This is a genomic window from Legionella sp. 227, from assembly GCF_043161935.1.
GTDB lineage: Bacteria > Pseudomonadota > Gammaproteobacteria > Legionellales > Legionellaceae > Legionella > Legionella sheltonii.
Genome location: NZ_CP171154.1, coordinates 3,548,818 through 3,563,769, shown reverse-complemented (window position 1 = coordinate 3,563,769; position 14,952 = coordinate 3,548,818). Strand labels below are relative to the sequence as shown.

Here is a 14,952-nt window from a genome sequence, read left to right as displayed (position 1 = left end):
GGATGACGATGATTTACGCTTTGTCTTTACAAGGCTACGCCACAAAGATAATTTTGCTCGCATTTTTCTTGTTTAAAAAATAATCATTTTAAAATATGAATGTACTATAATTACAGGATGGATGAATGATTTTTTAATTTTATGGTGAGGGAATATCATGAGAGCAAAATTGCAGCAGATTGATAGGTTCAATTTGGAATTGCGAGACTTGCAAGAGCGGGTTAGAACCTTGAAGGGCACCTTCTACGAAACATACATGAGAACAGAATTAGAGCCAGACACATATAAATTTAAACAGGAAGTTGATCCCAATGCCCCTGATGAATTTAATCTTGAGCCGGATACATGGAAGGAAGTAGAAAAACAGATATTCGTGCCTCGTGATCCGACTATGGGGGAAAAGAATCAACTTGCAGATCTGGCACAACAAATTAAATTTAAAGAAAGGCAAATCAGTCAATTACAGGATTCTATACAGGTAGCCAAGGTTATGGAAACTGTTTCAGATGTTATAAGTTATCTCGATCCAAAAACGCATAAAAATGACATTGCCAATTTGAAATACTTACAAGAGCAGCATTTTTCTGATTTGCACGCACTCAAAAGTCATATTTCTGGATTGTCACGTGGTCAATCTAGCGTAACACGAGAACTATATGAAGCAATTCAGAAGACCAAAGGAGCTGATATTGATGACCAACTCAGTAAAGTTTCTGAGAAAATAGAAGAAAGAAACAATGTTCATAAAACTGAAAGGTCATTTAACTTTAAATCATTTAAAGAGCAATTACCGCGTGTAAATATTGATGAGGATTCGAGTAACGAGAACAATGATAATTTCACTTTATAACAACATGAGTGATTCTATAGTATTTCTCTACCTCAGGAATATTTTAGAGTTAGAACCTTTGCTGTCATCCCAGGTGCAACTCGGGATCTCGCATCATAGCAACCTGCTACTGAGCGGAAATCCCTCGCTATGCTTGGGATGACGGGAGCTGCGCTAATTCCGCCTACGAAGCCCCCTGACAATTAGCATTCTATTAATCAAAATAGGTTTCGTTTGAAGACTGTATCTGTAAAAGAAGTTTTATCCATAAAAATCCCCATTATTTTTTATTAGCGGTTATTTTATAAAGGGTTTTTCTGCACCAAAAAGATACGTTGCGGTGACTAAAACCTCGTTTGATCGATAAGATCCAGGATTTAAGGATTGTTCTGCCCATGTATTAATCCCATTACCCGAAGAAATAGGGCCTAAATCTTGATAAATATAACCTACTGAAAAAATAAGTTGAGGGAAAAATTGCACATCAATACCTGCACCCACGTTATATGCAAATTCACTGCTATTCGAGTCCCTAAATCCAGGACTGACTCTTGGAGTAACGTTAGTAAAAGCTTCTTCACGATAGTTAGAGACTCTGTTGAATGAACTTCCTATTCCTCCATTAATGTAGGGTGAAAATGCCCCATATCGAAACAGATTAATTTTTCCTGATGCTAATAAAAGATTGGAAGTAAAATCCAAGTTATAAGTGTAGTTAGTAAATTCGGGTAAGGAGTATTGTGTAATTTCACCTTGGATTTGAGTTTTAAAAAAATACTGCCAGAAGACACTTAATGAGTAGGAAGGAAACCAGAAATTACTAGTTTGCCAACGTCGACCGCCAGATGCAGCAATAACTCCTCCATTATTACTACCGACTGAGAGTCGATCATAATCAAAGGGGGAAGGAAACTCTGAACCATTATTTAATTTCATATGAGAATGTAACTGAGGGAATTGGGCTCCTCCTCCAAGAGCTAAAAACCAATTACCTTGAGCATTGAAAATAGATTGTGGTAGTGGATTTTGTATGCTTTCAATATTCTTAGAAAAAGATTGGCTATGGCAGACAAATAATAAAGCGGTGATACCTGGATAAAATAAATTCCATTTCATAATGAGTCTCAAAATTTAAATAATCGTTATAGTAAAGACAGGCACAATTATTGATAATGATTAATTGCAGCATGAGAAAGTATCATGATTGAATGAAATAAATCAATAAAATGGTTAGAAGTTAATTAGGTCTAAAACAGGCTATAGATTGATTCGCAAGTACCCTAAACAATAGCATAATTATTAAAAATCAGAATTTAGACCAAGAGAAATTACTATAATAATTAATAAACTTGTAAATCAATTATGTTAAGGTATAGACAAAACATATACTGTATTATAAATTGGCCCTTTTATCAGGAATAATCAATGCGTATTGCCTTGGTGCTTGAGTACGATGGTAGCCAGTATCATGGCTGGCAAGCACAAACAGGCTTGCATACAGTGCAACAAGCCGTAGAACATGCTTTATCAAAAGTAGCAGATAGTCCTATTTCTGTCGTTTGTGCAGGAAGGACAGATACTGGTGTACATGCTACTAATCAAGTAATTCACTTTGACTGCGATAAGGTACGTAGCATCCGAGCATGGATTCATGGTGCAAACTCATTCCTACCTAAAGATATTTGCGTCAAGTGGGGAAAAGAGTTGTCGGAAGAGTTTCATGCAAGGTATTCTGCTACTGCAAGAAGATATCGTTATGTCATTTATAATGGCGCTATTCGACCTGCTTTATTCCGAAGTAATGTTACTTGGCAATACAGGCAATTAGATCACCGACAGATGCACCAGGCAGCTCAGGTTTTATTGGGAGAGAATGATTTTACTTCATTTCGTTCCGTTGAGTGTCAGTCGAATACCCCTATGCGGAACATCCACAAATTACAGGTTAGCCGTATGGGTGATTTAGTAATAATTGATATTACTGCCAATGCTTTTTTACATCATATGGTGCGAAATATTGCTGGTGTATTAATTGCGGTAGGCTCAGGAAAACATCCTGTATCGTGGGTAGATGAGGTATTAAAAGCAAAAGATAGAAGATTAGGCGCTGAAACTGCCCCTGCCTATGGATTGTATTTAGTGCAAGTGACTTATCCTCAGGAATTTTCTATATTACAGAATAATCCAGGGCCTTCTTTTCTTTTGGAGAAATAATTGAATTTGGCACGTGTACGAGTCAAAATGTGTGGAATGACGCGTAGAGAAGATATCGCACATGCTATTAATCTAGGTGTTGATGCTATAGGGTTGATTTTTTATTCAAAGAGCGCTCGTTGTGTTTCTATAGAACAAGCCAAATTATTATTAAAAGATCTTCCTGCATTTGTAAACTCGGTTGCTGTTTTGGTTAATCCTGAGCAAGATTTTGTTCATCAAATACTAGAGGAATTGCCAATCCAATTATTGCAGTTTCATGGTGATGAAACCGTGGGTTTTTGCCAACAATTTAAGAAACCTTATATTAAAGCCATACATTCTGATTCAGCGGAGCACATTCATCAAGCTGCTCAAAATTTTGTGTCAGCACGTGCCTTATTGTTGGATACACCTTCTGAGACTGTTAGGGGCGGGACTGGAAGTGTTTTTGATTGGAATATTATTCCCCAAAAGGTAGAAAAGCCTTATATATTGGCTGGTGGATTGGATGAGTTTAATGTACTTGAGGCAATTAAATCATGTCACCCTTATGCGGTAGATCTGTGCAGTGGTATTGAGATGTCGCCTGGAATTAAAGATCATGGCAAAATGACTCGATTTATGCAGAAATTATTACAGTAGCCTGGGGTAGCGTAACCTGGAAAATTAGTCCTCTGAACCCGGGTTATGCTGCACCGAAACAACACTTTTGAGCAGTTAATGAAGGTAGATTCATGAATAAAAAAGAGCTTCCTGATGAGCGCGGGCATTTTGGTCCCTATGGTGGTATTTTTGTAGCAGATACTTTGATGTATGCATTAAAGCAATTGGAAGAGGCTTATGCAAAATATCGAAAAGATCCTGATTTTTTAGCTGAGCTTGATGCTGAATTAAAAGATTATGTAGGACGGCCTAACCCCCTTTATCATGCACAACGTTTAAGCAAGGAAATAGGCGGTGCTCAAATTTACTTAAAACGAGAAGATTTGAACCATACTGGGGCACATAAAATTAATAATACGGTAGGGCAAGCGCTACTTGCCAAACGTATGGGAAAAACTCGTGTCATTGCCGAGACAGGTGCAGGTCAACATGGCGTTGCCTCGGCAACAGTAGCTGCTAAATTAGGTTTAGAATGTGTCGTATACATGGGTGCTGAAGATATAAAGCGTCAATCATCTAATGTGTATCGCATGAAATTGTTAGGTGCAGAAGTTGTTCCGGTCACCGCAGGTTCACAAACATTAAAAGATGCGTTAAATGAAGCCATGCGTGATTGGGTAAGTCATATTGATGATACTTTTTATATTATTGGAACGGTTGCTGGACCACATCCTTATCCTCAAATGGTCCGTGATTTTCAAGCGGTCATTGGTATTGAGGCTCGAGCTCAGTTTTTAGAAAAAACAGGACATTTACCTGATGCTTTGGTGGCCTGTGTCGGTGGTGGCTCTAATGCAATCGGTTTATTTTATCCTTTTCTGAATGATTCAACTGTTGCTATCTATGGTGTTGAAGCTGGAGGTAAGGGTTTAGAAAGCGGCCAACATTCTGCTTCATTAATTGCTGGAGCTCCCGGCGTTTTACATGGTAATCGGACTTATTTGCTCTGTGATGAGTACGGTCAAATTAAAGATACTCATTCTGTTTCGGCAGGTCTTGATTATCCTGGTGTAGGTCCAGAACATGCCTACTTAAAAGATACTGGTCGCGTCATTTATGAAGCAATTAATGACGACGAAGCATTGCATGCATTCCGTACCTTAACGCAGGTAGAAGGAATTATCCCCGCTCTGGAATCCAGTCATGCAATTGCTTATGCAATGAAACTTGCTAAAACCATGTCAACGAAGCAAAGCATTATCGTGAATTTATCTGGTCGAGGTGATAAAGACATGCATACTGTGGCTCAAATTGATGGAATTACCGTATGAATCGAATTGATAAAACTTTGATGCGCCTTAAATCTCAAGGCAAAAAAATGCTTAGTCCTTATATTACAGCTGGAGATCCTTATCCAGAGGCCACGGTTAAACTGATGCATGAATTGGTAAGGTCCGGAGCTGACATTATAGAATTGGGTATTCCTTTTTCTGACCCCATGGCAGAAGGCCCTGTTATCCAAAGAGCAATGGAGCGTGCACTTGCTCAAGATGTGCATTGCCATACCGTATTGAACATGGTGAAAGAGTTTCGATTACAAGATCAAGAAACACCCATTGTTCTAATGGGCTATTTAAATCCTATTGAACATTTTGGTTATGAGCTTTTTGCACAACAAGCATCAGAAGTGGGTGTGGATGGAACCATTCTGGTAGATTTACCCCCAGAAGAAGGTGAAGAAGTAGCAAAAGTCTGGCAAAAATATGGTTTATACAGTATCTTTCTGTGTTCGCCTACGACTTCAGATGAGCGAATGGCATTAATTAATCAATATGCCAAAGGATATTTGTACTATGTGTCTTTAAAGGGTGTTACTGGATCGGATCTGGATGTTTCATCTTTAAAATCGCAATACCAACACCGAAAAACACAAACCACACTTCCTTTAATGGTGGGGTTTGGTATAAAAACACCTGAAATGGCTGCAGAGGTTGCTAGTTTTGCAGATGGTGTTATTGTGGGGGCAGCCCTCATTACGCGAATTCTGGAAGCTTACAATACGAATAATGATATATTGCAAGCGGGAGCAGATTTAATTTATTCCATGCGACATGCTATGGATGATTTAAAATGATGGCTTTATGAGTAGGGGCTATCATCAATTCGCCATTTTGACCAGGATAGTAGAATGGTCAACAGACCCTAATAACTGTGGTGGAAAATCTAATGACAGAAATAACTGAAAAACGAGCTCATTTTATAAGACAACTGATTACTGATGAACTGGCGAGTGGCAAACATAAGTCTGTAGTGACTCGTTTCCCTCCTGAGCCAAATGGGTATTTGCATGTAGGTCATGCTAAGTCTATATGCTTGAATTTTGGTTTGGCGCAGGAGTTTAACGGTATTTGTTATTTACGTTTCGATGACACCAACCCCATTAAAGAGGAAGAAGAGTACGTCAATGCGATTATTGAAGACGTGCGCTGGCTCGGCTTTGAATGGTATGCAATGACTCATTCTTCAGACTATTACCATGAGCTTTATGAGTTTGCAGTATTATTAATTAAAAAAGACTTGGCCTATGTTGATAGCTTAAACATGGATGAAATTCGGGCTTATCGAGGAACTTTACAAGAGCCTGGACGCGAAAGTCCTTACAGAAATAGACCAATCGAAGAAAGTTTGGATTTATTTACGCGTATGAAAGCAGGGGAGTTTCCTGATGGTACTCATGTGCTAAGAGCAAAAATTGATATGCAATCAGGTAACTTAAATATGCGTGATCCTGTGATCTATCGTATTCGACATGCACATCATCAACGTACGGGAGATGAATGGTGTATTTATCCTATGTATGATTATGCTCATCCTATTTCTGATGCGCTAGAAAAAATCACGCATTCTTTATGTACATTGGAGTTTCAAGACCACCGCCCACTTTATGATTGGTGTGTTGATAATTTACCGTTACCTGCAAAGCCGATACAAACTGAGTTTGCTCGATTAAATTTATCGCACACAGTCACTTCAAAGCGAAAATTACGTACCTTGGTTGAAAAGAAGGCTGTTTCCGGATGGGATGATCCACGTATGCCTACAATCAGAGGGATGCGTAAACGTGGTTATCCTGCTGCTGCAATTCGTCAATTTTGTGAAGTAATAGGAATATCACGTAGTGATTCAGTAATTGATATGTCCCTGTTAGAGGAATGTGTTCGTGCTGAATTAAACAGAACAGCGAAGCGTGCTTTGTGTGTTATGGATCCTATAAAAGTAGTTATAGAGAATTATCCTGAGGGTAAAGTAGAAATGCTAAAGTCTGCGTACAATCAGCAAGATCCAGATGCAGGCATAAGGGAACTACCTTTTTCTCGAGAGGTCTTTATTGAGCGTTCAGACTTTATGGAAGAGCCACCTAAAAAATACTTTCGGCTATCTCCTGGTTCTGAGGTGCGCTTACGTCATGCCTATGTGATTAAATGTCATGAGGTTGTTCATGATGAACAGGGCAATATCATAGAATTACGTTGTACCTATGATGAAAAAACCTTAGGAAAAAATCCGGAAGATAGAAAGGTAAAAGGGGTTATTCATTGGGTGTCATGTGCACATGCTTATCCTGTAACTGTACTGGAGTATGACCGTCTATTTAACGATCCTAATCCTGGTCGAGAAGAGGATTTCTTCCAATTTTTAAATCATGATTCATTGAAAATAAAACAAGCCTATTGCGAGCCTGCTCTAGCAAATCAGCAATTAGGAGAAGTATTTCAGTTTGAGCGTTTAGGATACTATTGTGTTAATGAATCAAAGGAAGGTCGTGTTTGTGCATTTCATCGTGTCGTTGATTTGAAAGATACTTGGGCAAAATAATAGAGTCTGTTGACAAATCAAGAGCGAGTCAAAATGACGATTTAGAGCCCTAAAAATCCGGGTCACCCTTAGAATAACGAGGGATGAGGTAGCAGTAGTTTCCCTTGGATTTGGGCCAAGATCGTAGAATTGTCAATAGAATCTGAATGAAGGGGCTGATATGTTGCATTTATATAATTCTTTAACCAGAACTAAAGAACCATTTGTTTCCATTTCTCCCGGAAAAATTGGCCTCTATGTTTGTGGTATTACCGTATATGATCGTTGCCATATAGGCCATGCCCGCTCAATGGTTTCTTTTGATGTCATTGTTCGATACCTCCGCTCTCAAGGCTATGACGTTAAATACGTACGTAATATTACAGATATTGACGATAAAATTATTGCGCGCGCGCATGAACGTGCCATACCAATCGATGAGTTGACCGCTCAGTATATTGCGGCAATGAATGAGGACACACAAGCGCTAAAGATTTTGCCTCCGGATGTAGAGCCACGTGCCACAGAACATATCGCGAGTATTATTCAATTAATTGGACGATTACTTGAGAAGGGAAGCGCCTATCTTAGTGAGAATGGCGATGTATGCTATCAAGTTGATTCGTTTGCTGACTACGGTAAATTATCCCACAAAGATCTTGAGGGATTAGTTGCGGGAGCACGAGTAGAAATTGTTAAGGAAAAGCGTTCCCCACTAGATTTCGTTTTATGGAAAAAGGCAAAACAGGGTGAACCAAGTTGGCCCTCACCATGGGGTGAAGGACGTCCAGGTTGGCATATTGAATGTTCTGCTATGGCTATGAGTGAATTAGGTGAGCAATTTGATATTCATGGGGGAGGGTTGGATTTACAATTCCCGCATCATGAAAATGAAATCGCACAAAGTGAAGCGGCTACTGAAAAGCCTTTTGCAAACTATTGGCTGCATGTAGGGATGCTACAGGTTAATAATGAAAAGATGTCCAAATCATTAGGTAATTTTTTTACGATAGCTGATGTTTTAGCCAAACATCATCCAGAGGTTGTTCGCTATTTCCTTTTAAGTAGCCATTATCGCAGCCCATTAAATTATTCCGAAGAAAATTTAGTCAATGCTAAGAAAGCCTTAACACGCTTATACCAGACAATAAAAGACAGTCATAGCATCGCTGATGGTCAATTAGATAATCATTGGATCAATGAGTTTAATCAAGCGATGAACGATGATTTTAATACGCCTGTCGCCCTCTCTGTTCTGTTTCAACTTAGCCATGAAGTAAATAAGAGTCGTTCACCTAATTTGGCTATTACATTGAAGCATTTAGCAGGGGTCATGGGGTTATTACAAGAAGACCCTGAATCTTTTTTACAATCTGGGTTTGCTGAAGAAGACAAGACTGAAATTGAACAATTAATTGCTGAGCGACTTCAAGCTCGTGCTGATCGAAATTGGGGGCGTGCTGATCAAATAAGAGCAGACTTGTTAAGTCGCGGAATTGAGTTGGAAGATGGACCAAATGGGACTACTTGGCGTAGGATGGAATAAGTAGTTTTTTAAATGATACTTCTCATACGAAGCTTGGGTTAGCGTAGCTTAACCCAAGCTACAGTCTTTTTATGGAATACCTTCATCTAATAATAATTGCTTGTCTTTACTTGCTTGAGTCCGGCTTTCTCTAGCACGTAATAAAAAAATAACAATTAAAAGAAATAATAAAAGAAGAACCATCCAACCCATGAGATAAAAACAATCATCTAACGCCAAAGCAGTGGCTTGTCGCGTAAGATAAGCATTTAATTGAGCAGAAGCGTGTTTTCCTTGGAGATGGAATAATTTTGCTCGTTCAAAAAAGAGTTGTGTTTCATGGGAAAAAGCAGTCAAACGACTTCCCAAGCGAAGATGAAAAAAAACTTCCCGTCTATGCCATAATATAGAAAATAAAGCCACTCCTAATCCACTTCCAAGTAATCTTGAGACATGGAAGAAACTGATGCATTCAGCACGCTTTGTCTCAGGAAAGGCGTTTACTGTCAATTGAAAGAGTGGTGATAAAAACAATGCAAGTCCTATACCGGCCAATACTCGCGAAAAAGCTATCCGCCTAAAATCAATTTCCACATTGAAATAAGTGGTATAGAAGCAGGAAATGGCAAAAAATAGTAAGGCGATGAATAATGGGAAAAATGGGTCATATTGTTTCTTATTGATGAGTACAGGGATCCACCCACAAAATGCCATAGTTCCAATGATTAGCGCGATCCAATCAGGAGTATAATTAACATAAAGCTTCAACCATAATGACAATAAGATCACCATTCCAAAATAAAGTGCAAAAAATAAAATGATATAGATCATAGCAAGTGAAAAATAAAAATTCTTAAGCAATTTTAAGTCGATGACCGGATGTTGCGCAGAGCAACTCCGTAAAATAAAAAATATAAAGCTGATGAAACCAGAAAGAAGTAAAAAAGTGATAAAAGGGGAGCGAAACCAATCTAACTCCTGGCCTGTTGTTAAAGCGCTTAAAATAAAAACCATGCTGATGCAGTAATAAAAATATCCGAGCGTGTCAAAATAGGTTTTTTTTACTGGTTCATGATATTTTCTATAGCCATAACCAACATATACAATAAAAAACAGGCAAATCGGTATGTTCGAATAAAAAAGAAAACGCCAATCGTAGATGTAAGCAATCCAGGCGCCATATGAAGCACCAAGTACAGGAATTATTGACAGACAAATCAACACTAAGGAAACGATAAAGACATTATCTTTATTCGTTGAAAGTAAGGGAATGAGTGTATAGGTAATAAGAAGAAACATTGGTCCTGAAGCAAATCCTTCTAAAAACCTAAATAGGATAAAAGAAAAAAAATCACTAGCAGTAGCGCATTCCCATGAGAATAAAGCAGTAAGACTAAGACATACCACATAAAGTTGAATGGGGCTTAAGCGAGTCACAGCGGGTTTGCCTAACGGCACCCCGAGTAAGTTGCCAATACAAAAGAAACTGACAGTATAAGATGTCATATAGGGACTACCGCCCAGATCACTGACAATATAGAGACCCGCCATTATAGGTAAAGTCAGATTTAAAATAACCGCAGCCAATGATAAGAGTAAGATATAGAGAATCATCATTACTTTCCATTTAAGACAACTTGATTGAGCATCAGCGGAGCATTGGCGTATTTCTGAAGATTAGGATCTAAATTACTCTGAATAATATGCGCGATAAGATGCTCATCGCCTATTTCTTCTTTTTGGAAAATATCAGTGACGTAATGAGGCGAACCAGCAGTGGACGTGGGTACCAATGGTCCATCCTGATTCGACAGATTTGCTGTGACCTCAAGGGAAAGACCGATTCGTAATGGAAATTTTTTTAATTCGTCTTGATTTAAAGCAACACGAACAGGCAGTCTTTGTACGATTTTAATCCAATTCCCAGAGAGATTCTCAGGAGGTAATAGTGAAAAAACATTACCTGCGCCTCCTGGTAAACCAACTATTCTACCGTGGTAAACAACACTTGATCCATAAAGGTCAGAAGTAAAGGTGACGTTTTGACCGATACGCATTTTTTTGAGTTGTGTCTCCTTAAAGTTGGCATTGACCCATACTTGATCCAAAGGAATAATGGCCATGAGGGGTTCTTTAGGTGAAATCCACATACCCACTTGAATCGTCCTTTGTGCTACAAGTCCATCTACTGGGGCATAAATTTTACATCGATAGAGCTGGACCCAGGCATTACGTACCTCTTGTGCAGCGGCCTGAACCCAAGGATGTTCGGCAATGGACGTTCCTTGTACAAAAGCGAGCGCTTTTTGGTAATTGTTTTTAGCGCTTTTTAATGCAGCTGTCGCGGCTTTAAGATCATCCTGAGCGTTTTGATAGTCTTCCAAAGAAATCGCTTTGGCGCCAATGACATCATAACGATGTTTGAGGTTTTGCTGGCTTTTTAAGAGTACTGCTTTTCTCACTTCAATTTCTGCAGCTAATACAAATACATCATGGAATGCTTGGCATACATCTCGTACTGTTTTGGCAAGTTTCTTTTTTGCTTTTTCTAGAGCAATAAGAGAATCTGTTTCATTTAATGAAACGAGAAGTTGTCCTTTTTTTACTAGAAAACTATCATCTGTATAAATGCCTGTGACAAATCCTGGTTTTAATGATTTGATGTAAACCTGATTTCCCTGTACGTAAGCATCATTGGTATAGACTTCGATTCTCCATACAAAAAGCCAATACAAAAAAAGGAAAATTAACAGAGCGATGACCATGATTGTAACATAAAAAGAAGGGGACTTTTTTTTCATGAGTTTTTCACCAAGGGTATGGTATTTTGATAGTAACCTCCTCCCAAAGCTTTGGTTAATTTGATCGAGGCAAGGTATTGGTTATAAAGTAAAGCCACATCAACAAGTCTTTTTTGAATCACATCTTCTTGTAACAAATAAACATCAAGTACACTATCTAAACCTTTTTTCTGACGTAAATAACTTAATTCATAACGTTGTTTTGCATACTCAACCACTTGATTTTGTTCCTTTTTTTGTTGATAAATGTCTTCAGCAAATGCGAGTACATCAAGAACTTCTTGAGTACTGAACAGCAGTAAATTATTGTATGCAGCAATTGCTGCATCAAATTGCGCTTTATTTGCTTTGATATTTGCCCGTATGGCACCTGCAGTGAAAATAGGTAAATCAAGCGCGGGTCTAATCGCTGCTGTGCCACTTGATATATCCAAAAATTTTCTCCAACTGGTACTTTCAAGGCCAACAAGGCCAATTAGGTTTACATTAGGATAATATTCTGCCATGGCTGCCCCGGTTTTATAGGCTAAGGCTTTGGCTCGCCAAATTTGCGCTATGAGATCCGGTCTGCGAGCTAAGAAATCTAATGGCAATATTGGAGGAATTTTTAGAGTTTGGGGTAATTTGGGAAGCGCTGAATCAATCGATAGGGGATTATCCGGACCGCGTCCTGCTAGGGTATTAATTAAATGTTTGTTAGCAGAAAGTTCATCATTAATGCTTGATAGTAATTTTCGGGCTTCAAGCAATTGTTCTGAAGTTTCTAATGCAGGTATTTTTGAAGAGAGCCCTTTTTGTACTAATAATTTTTGTAATGTTGCAATTTTTTGGCGTACATTGATTAACTGCGTGAATAATTTTTTTCTTGTAAGATTGGTTTTATATGCAAAAAAAGCTTGAGCGATTGCAGTACTTGTTATTAATTCCACGTCTGCTGCTTCGGCTTCTTGAGCCTTTGCTTCTCCTAGCGCTGCACGGAAAAGATTTCGGTTTTTTCCCCAAAAATCAAAATCATAATTAAATGAAAGTGAGAGATCTAAAAGTGTCGCATTTAAAGGAAATCGATGATTGAATGCCCGATATAATCCGTTTTGACTTATATATTGGCGGTTTTCATCTGCATCAAAAAATATTAAAGGAAATAATAGAGATCGCGTAACCCTTGCTTGCTGCTTAGCAACCGCAACTCGGCTCTTGACCTCTTGAATTGAAGGATTATTCATTAACGCTTCTGTAATCAAAGCATTCAACTCAGGCGTATTATAAGCCACCCACCATTGTCTATTAGGCCATTTTCCTTTGGAAAAAATAGCTTTTTTTTGCAGGTTTTTTTTAATGGAATGTTCCATATTTGGAACGGGTTTTATATTTTTAACTTGGCTTTGTTGCGGTAGCGAGACAGTGCAGGATGCTAATGAGCATAAACTAAAACCAATAAATCCTTTGAACCAAAGCCGCATAAGAAGTCCCTGTTTATTTGGCAGCACATCTTGAATATTTAAAAACAGATCCATTAATCTGTTCTTAGTATTGAAGCCATCTATATCTTATATAGTAACCATTAGTATTTGATTTTCATAGGAGTTTTCTATTGATAAATAGGAAACAAATTTTTTCAGTTTATGTTATCTATTTTTCCAAAAGTGTATCAACTAACTTTGCGTTGTTACCCGAAGAATTTCGGCAAGGGAGGTGTCTCCGATGAGCACACGCTTAAATCCATCATCACGAATATTGGGAGTAGTCGGACGTAGGTAATTTTCCATCGTTTGTAAATTTTCATTGCGGTGGATCATTCCCCTTAAGGTCTCATCAACAGGTATCAATTCATAAATCCCAGTTCTGCCTTTATAGCCTAAGTGATTGCAGAAGTCACAGCCTTTAGGTTCAAAAACGTTTGAAGTGTCTGCGTCAGGTGCTAGTCCCATAAGTTCTTTTTCATCGTCTCTTAATTGATGTGGTGTCTTACATTGGTGACATAATTTTCTGACCAGTCGTTGCGCGATAAGTCCAACAATACTTGATGAGAGGAGAAAGGACTCAACACCCATGTCACGTAAACGAGTTAATGCACCTAGAGCACTGTTTGTATGTAAGGTTGAAAGTACTAAGTGTCCTGTCAGACTTGCCTGAACTGCAATTTCAGCTGTTTCCAAATCACGAATTTCTCCGATCATGACCACATCTGGGTCCTGTCTGAGAATCGCTCTTAAACCTTTAGCAAAGGTCATTTGTACTTTAGTATTAACCTGAGTTTGTCCAATTCCTTCAAGATCATATTCTATGGGATCCTCAATGGTTAGAATGTTACGTGAGACTTCATTTAACTCCGTCAACATGGCATATAAGGAGGTGGTTTTTCCTGAACCAGTGGGTCCAGTAACTAAAATAATGCCATGAGGCTCAGCGATCATTCGTCGCATGGCTTTTACGGTTGGTTCAGGCATACCTAAGAGATTCAAATCCAATTGGGCCGCTTGTTTATCCAGAATTCTTAAAACAACACGTTCACCATGGTTAGAGGGAAGGGTAGAAACCCGAACATCAATATTATGTCCACCAATACGCAGTGAAATACGACCATCTTGTGGAATACGTTTTTCTGCGATATCTAGTTTGGCCATAACTTTAACTCTCGAAATCACTAGAGGGGCTATGGCACGTTGAATTTCTAAAACCTCATGTAACACACCGTCAATTCGATTACGTACTAATACGCGATCTTCATAAGTTTCGATATGAATATCAGAAGCCTTTTGTTTTATTGCTTGAGTAAATAATGCATTCAATAAGCGAATTATTGGTGCATCATCCTGATTTTCTAATAAATCTTCACTCACTGGTAGCTGGCTTGCCAGTAACGAAAGATCCATATCATCCTCCATACCTCCGGCAGCTTCTAATATGGATGATTTTGATTGATAGACATGGGCTAAATGTTGTTGAAATGCAGATTCATCGACTTGCTTTAAAGTAAACTCGCATTGTAATAATCGTTTTATTTCGGCAAGTGCTTGCAATGGGGTATTTGGTAAATAATAAACAAGGACATGGTTATCGCTCATTTCACTGGCAACAACAATCCCATGGTTTTTTGCAAAACTGTATGGGATTTTCAGTGATTTATCTTCATTTACCATAGT

The 14,952-nt window shown here is 38.5% G+C and carries 12 protein-coding genes; 7 read left to right on the top strand and 5 right to left on the bottom strand.

Going from position 1 to position 14,952, the window contains the following annotated elements; translation table 11 throughout:
- Positions 1 to 157: 157 nt before the first annotated feature.
- Positions 158 to 850 carry a hypothetical protein gene (locus ACF8MK_RS15505; protein ID WP_392537415.1) on the top strand — a complete coding sequence of 231 codons (693 nt, stop codon included), beginning with the start codon at positions 158 to 160 and terminating at the stop codon, positions 848 to 850.
- A gap of 276 nt (positions 851 to 1,126) precedes the next feature.
- On the opposite strand, the gene ACF8MK_RS15500 is transcribed toward ACF8MK_RS15505, so the two are convergent.
- Positions 1,127 to 1,945 (bottom strand): outer membrane protein, encoded by an 819-nt coding sequence (locus ACF8MK_RS15500; protein ID WP_392537414.1) that lies wholly within the window; start codon positions 1,943 to 1,945, stop codon positions 1,127 to 1,129.
- 309 nt (positions 1,946 to 2,254) lie between these two features.
- On the opposite strand from ACF8MK_RS15500, the gene truA reads away from it, so the two are divergent.
- From truA to cysS, 6 genes are all read left to right on the top strand, one after another.
- A complete protein-coding gene (gene truA / locus ACF8MK_RS15495; RefSeq protein ID WP_058387607.1) occupies positions 2,255 to 3,043 on the top strand; it encodes a tRNA pseudouridine(38-40) synthase TruA in 789 nt (262 codons plus the stop codon).
- Positions 3,044 to 3,667: a phosphoribosylanthranilate isomerase gene (locus ACF8MK_RS15490; protein WP_392537413.1), complete on the top strand. Its 624-nt coding sequence runs from the start codon at positions 3,044 to 3,046 to the stop codon at positions 3,665 to 3,667.
- A 92-nt stretch (positions 3,668 to 3,759) separates the two neighbouring features.
- The gene (trpB, locus tag ACF8MK_RS15485) at positions 3,760 to 4,959 is read left to right on the top strand and encodes a tryptophan synthase subunit beta (RefSeq protein WP_392537412.1); all 1,200 of its coding nucleotides are present in this window, start codon (positions 3,760 to 3,762) and stop codon (positions 4,957 to 4,959) included.
- Positions 4,956 to 5,762 carry a tryptophan synthase subunit alpha gene (gene trpA, locus ACF8MK_RS15480; protein ID WP_392537411.1) on the top strand — a complete coding sequence of 269 codons (807 nt, stop codon included), beginning with the start codon at positions 4,956 to 4,958 and terminating at the stop codon, positions 5,760 to 5,762. Before trpB ends, trpA begins: the two co-directional genes overlap by 4 nt.
- A 92-nt stretch (positions 5,763 to 5,854) precedes the next feature.
- Positions 5,855 to 7,504: a glutamine--tRNA ligase/YqeY domain fusion protein gene (locus ACF8MK_RS15475; protein WP_392537410.1), complete on the top strand. Its 1,650-nt coding sequence runs from the start codon at positions 5,855 to 5,857 to the stop codon at positions 7,502 to 7,504.
- A 160-nt stretch (positions 7,505 to 7,664) separates the two neighbouring features.
- Positions 7,665 to 9,029, top strand: a complete 1,365-nt coding sequence (cysS, locus tag ACF8MK_RS15470; RefSeq protein WP_392537409.1) for a cysteine--tRNA ligase — start codon at positions 7,665 to 7,667, stop codon at positions 9,027 to 9,029.
- Positions 9,030 to 9,098: 69 nt separating this feature from the next.
- On the opposite strand, the gene ACF8MK_RS15465 is transcribed toward cysS, so the two are convergent.
- The 4 genes from ACF8MK_RS15465 to lspE form a co-directional block, all read right to left on the bottom strand.
- Positions 9,099 to 10,625 (bottom strand): MFS transporter, encoded by a 1,527-nt coding sequence (locus ACF8MK_RS15465; RefSeq protein WP_392537408.1) that lies wholly within the window; start codon positions 10,623 to 10,625, stop codon positions 9,099 to 9,101.
- The gene (locus tag ACF8MK_RS15460) at positions 10,625 to 11,809 is read right to left on the bottom strand and encodes an efflux RND transporter periplasmic adaptor subunit (protein WP_392537407.1); all 1,185 of its coding nucleotides are present in this window, start codon (positions 11,807 to 11,809) and stop codon (positions 10,625 to 10,627) included. Before ACF8MK_RS15460 ends, ACF8MK_RS15465 begins: the two co-directional genes overlap by 1 nt.
- The gene (locus ACF8MK_RS15455; RefSeq protein WP_392537406.1) at positions 11,806 to 13,269 is read right to left on the bottom strand and encodes an efflux transporter outer membrane subunit; all 1,464 of its coding nucleotides are present in this window, start codon (positions 13,267 to 13,269) and stop codon (positions 11,806 to 11,808) included. The genes ACF8MK_RS15460 and ACF8MK_RS15455 overlap by 4 nt, the downstream gene beginning before the upstream one ends.
- 192 nt (positions 13,270 to 13,461) lie before the next feature.
- On the bottom strand, positions 13,462 to 14,949 hold the full coding sequence (lspE, locus tag ACF8MK_RS15450) for a GspE family T2SS ATPase variant LspE (protein ID WP_392537405.1): 1,488 nt from the start codon (positions 14,947 to 14,949) through the stop codon (positions 13,462 to 13,464).
- Positions 14,950 to 14,952 lie beyond the last annotated feature (3 nt).

Bases quoted from the DNA above. Each gene is read 5' to 3' on its own strand.
- trpB (WP_392537412.1), top strand. From the start codon at position 3,760: ATGAATAAAAAAGAGCTTCCTGATGAGCGCGGGCATTTTGGTCCCTAT.
- ACF8MK_RS15475 (WP_392537410.1), top strand. From the start codon at position 5,855: ATGACAGAAATAACTGAAAAACGAGCTCATTTTATAAGACAACTGATT.
- ACF8MK_RS15505 (WP_392537415.1), top strand. From the start codon at position 158: ATGAGAGCAAAATTGCAGCAGATTGATAGGTTCAATTTGGAATTGCGA.
- lspE (WP_392537405.1), bottom strand. From the start codon at position 14,949: ATGGTAAATGAAGATAAATCACTGAAAATCCCATACAGTTTTGCAAAA.
- trpA (WP_392537411.1), top strand. From the start codon at position 4,956: ATGAATCGAATTGATAAAACTTTGATGCGCCTTAAATCTCAAGGCAAA.
- cysS (WP_392537409.1), top strand. From the start codon at position 7,665: ATGTTGCATTTATATAATTCTTTAACCAGAACTAAAGAACCATTTGTT.
- ACF8MK_RS15455 (WP_392537406.1), bottom strand. From the start codon at position 13,269: ATGCGGCTTTGGTTCAAAGGATTTATTGGTTTTAGTTTATGCTCATTA.
- ACF8MK_RS15465 (WP_392537408.1), bottom strand. From the start codon at position 10,625: ATGATGATTCTCTATATCTTACTCTTATCATTGGCTGCGGTTATTTTA.
- ACF8MK_RS15460 (WP_392537407.1), bottom strand. From the start codon at position 11,809: ATGAAAAAAAAGTCCCCTTCTTTTTATGTTACAATCATGGTCATCGCT.
- ACF8MK_RS15500 (WP_392537414.1), bottom strand. From the start codon at position 1,945: ATGAAATGGAATTTATTTTATCCAGGTATCACCGCTTTATTATTTGTC.
- truA (WP_058387607.1), top strand. From the start codon at position 2,255: ATGCGTATTGCCTTGGTGCTTGAGTACGATGGTAGCCAGTATCATGGC.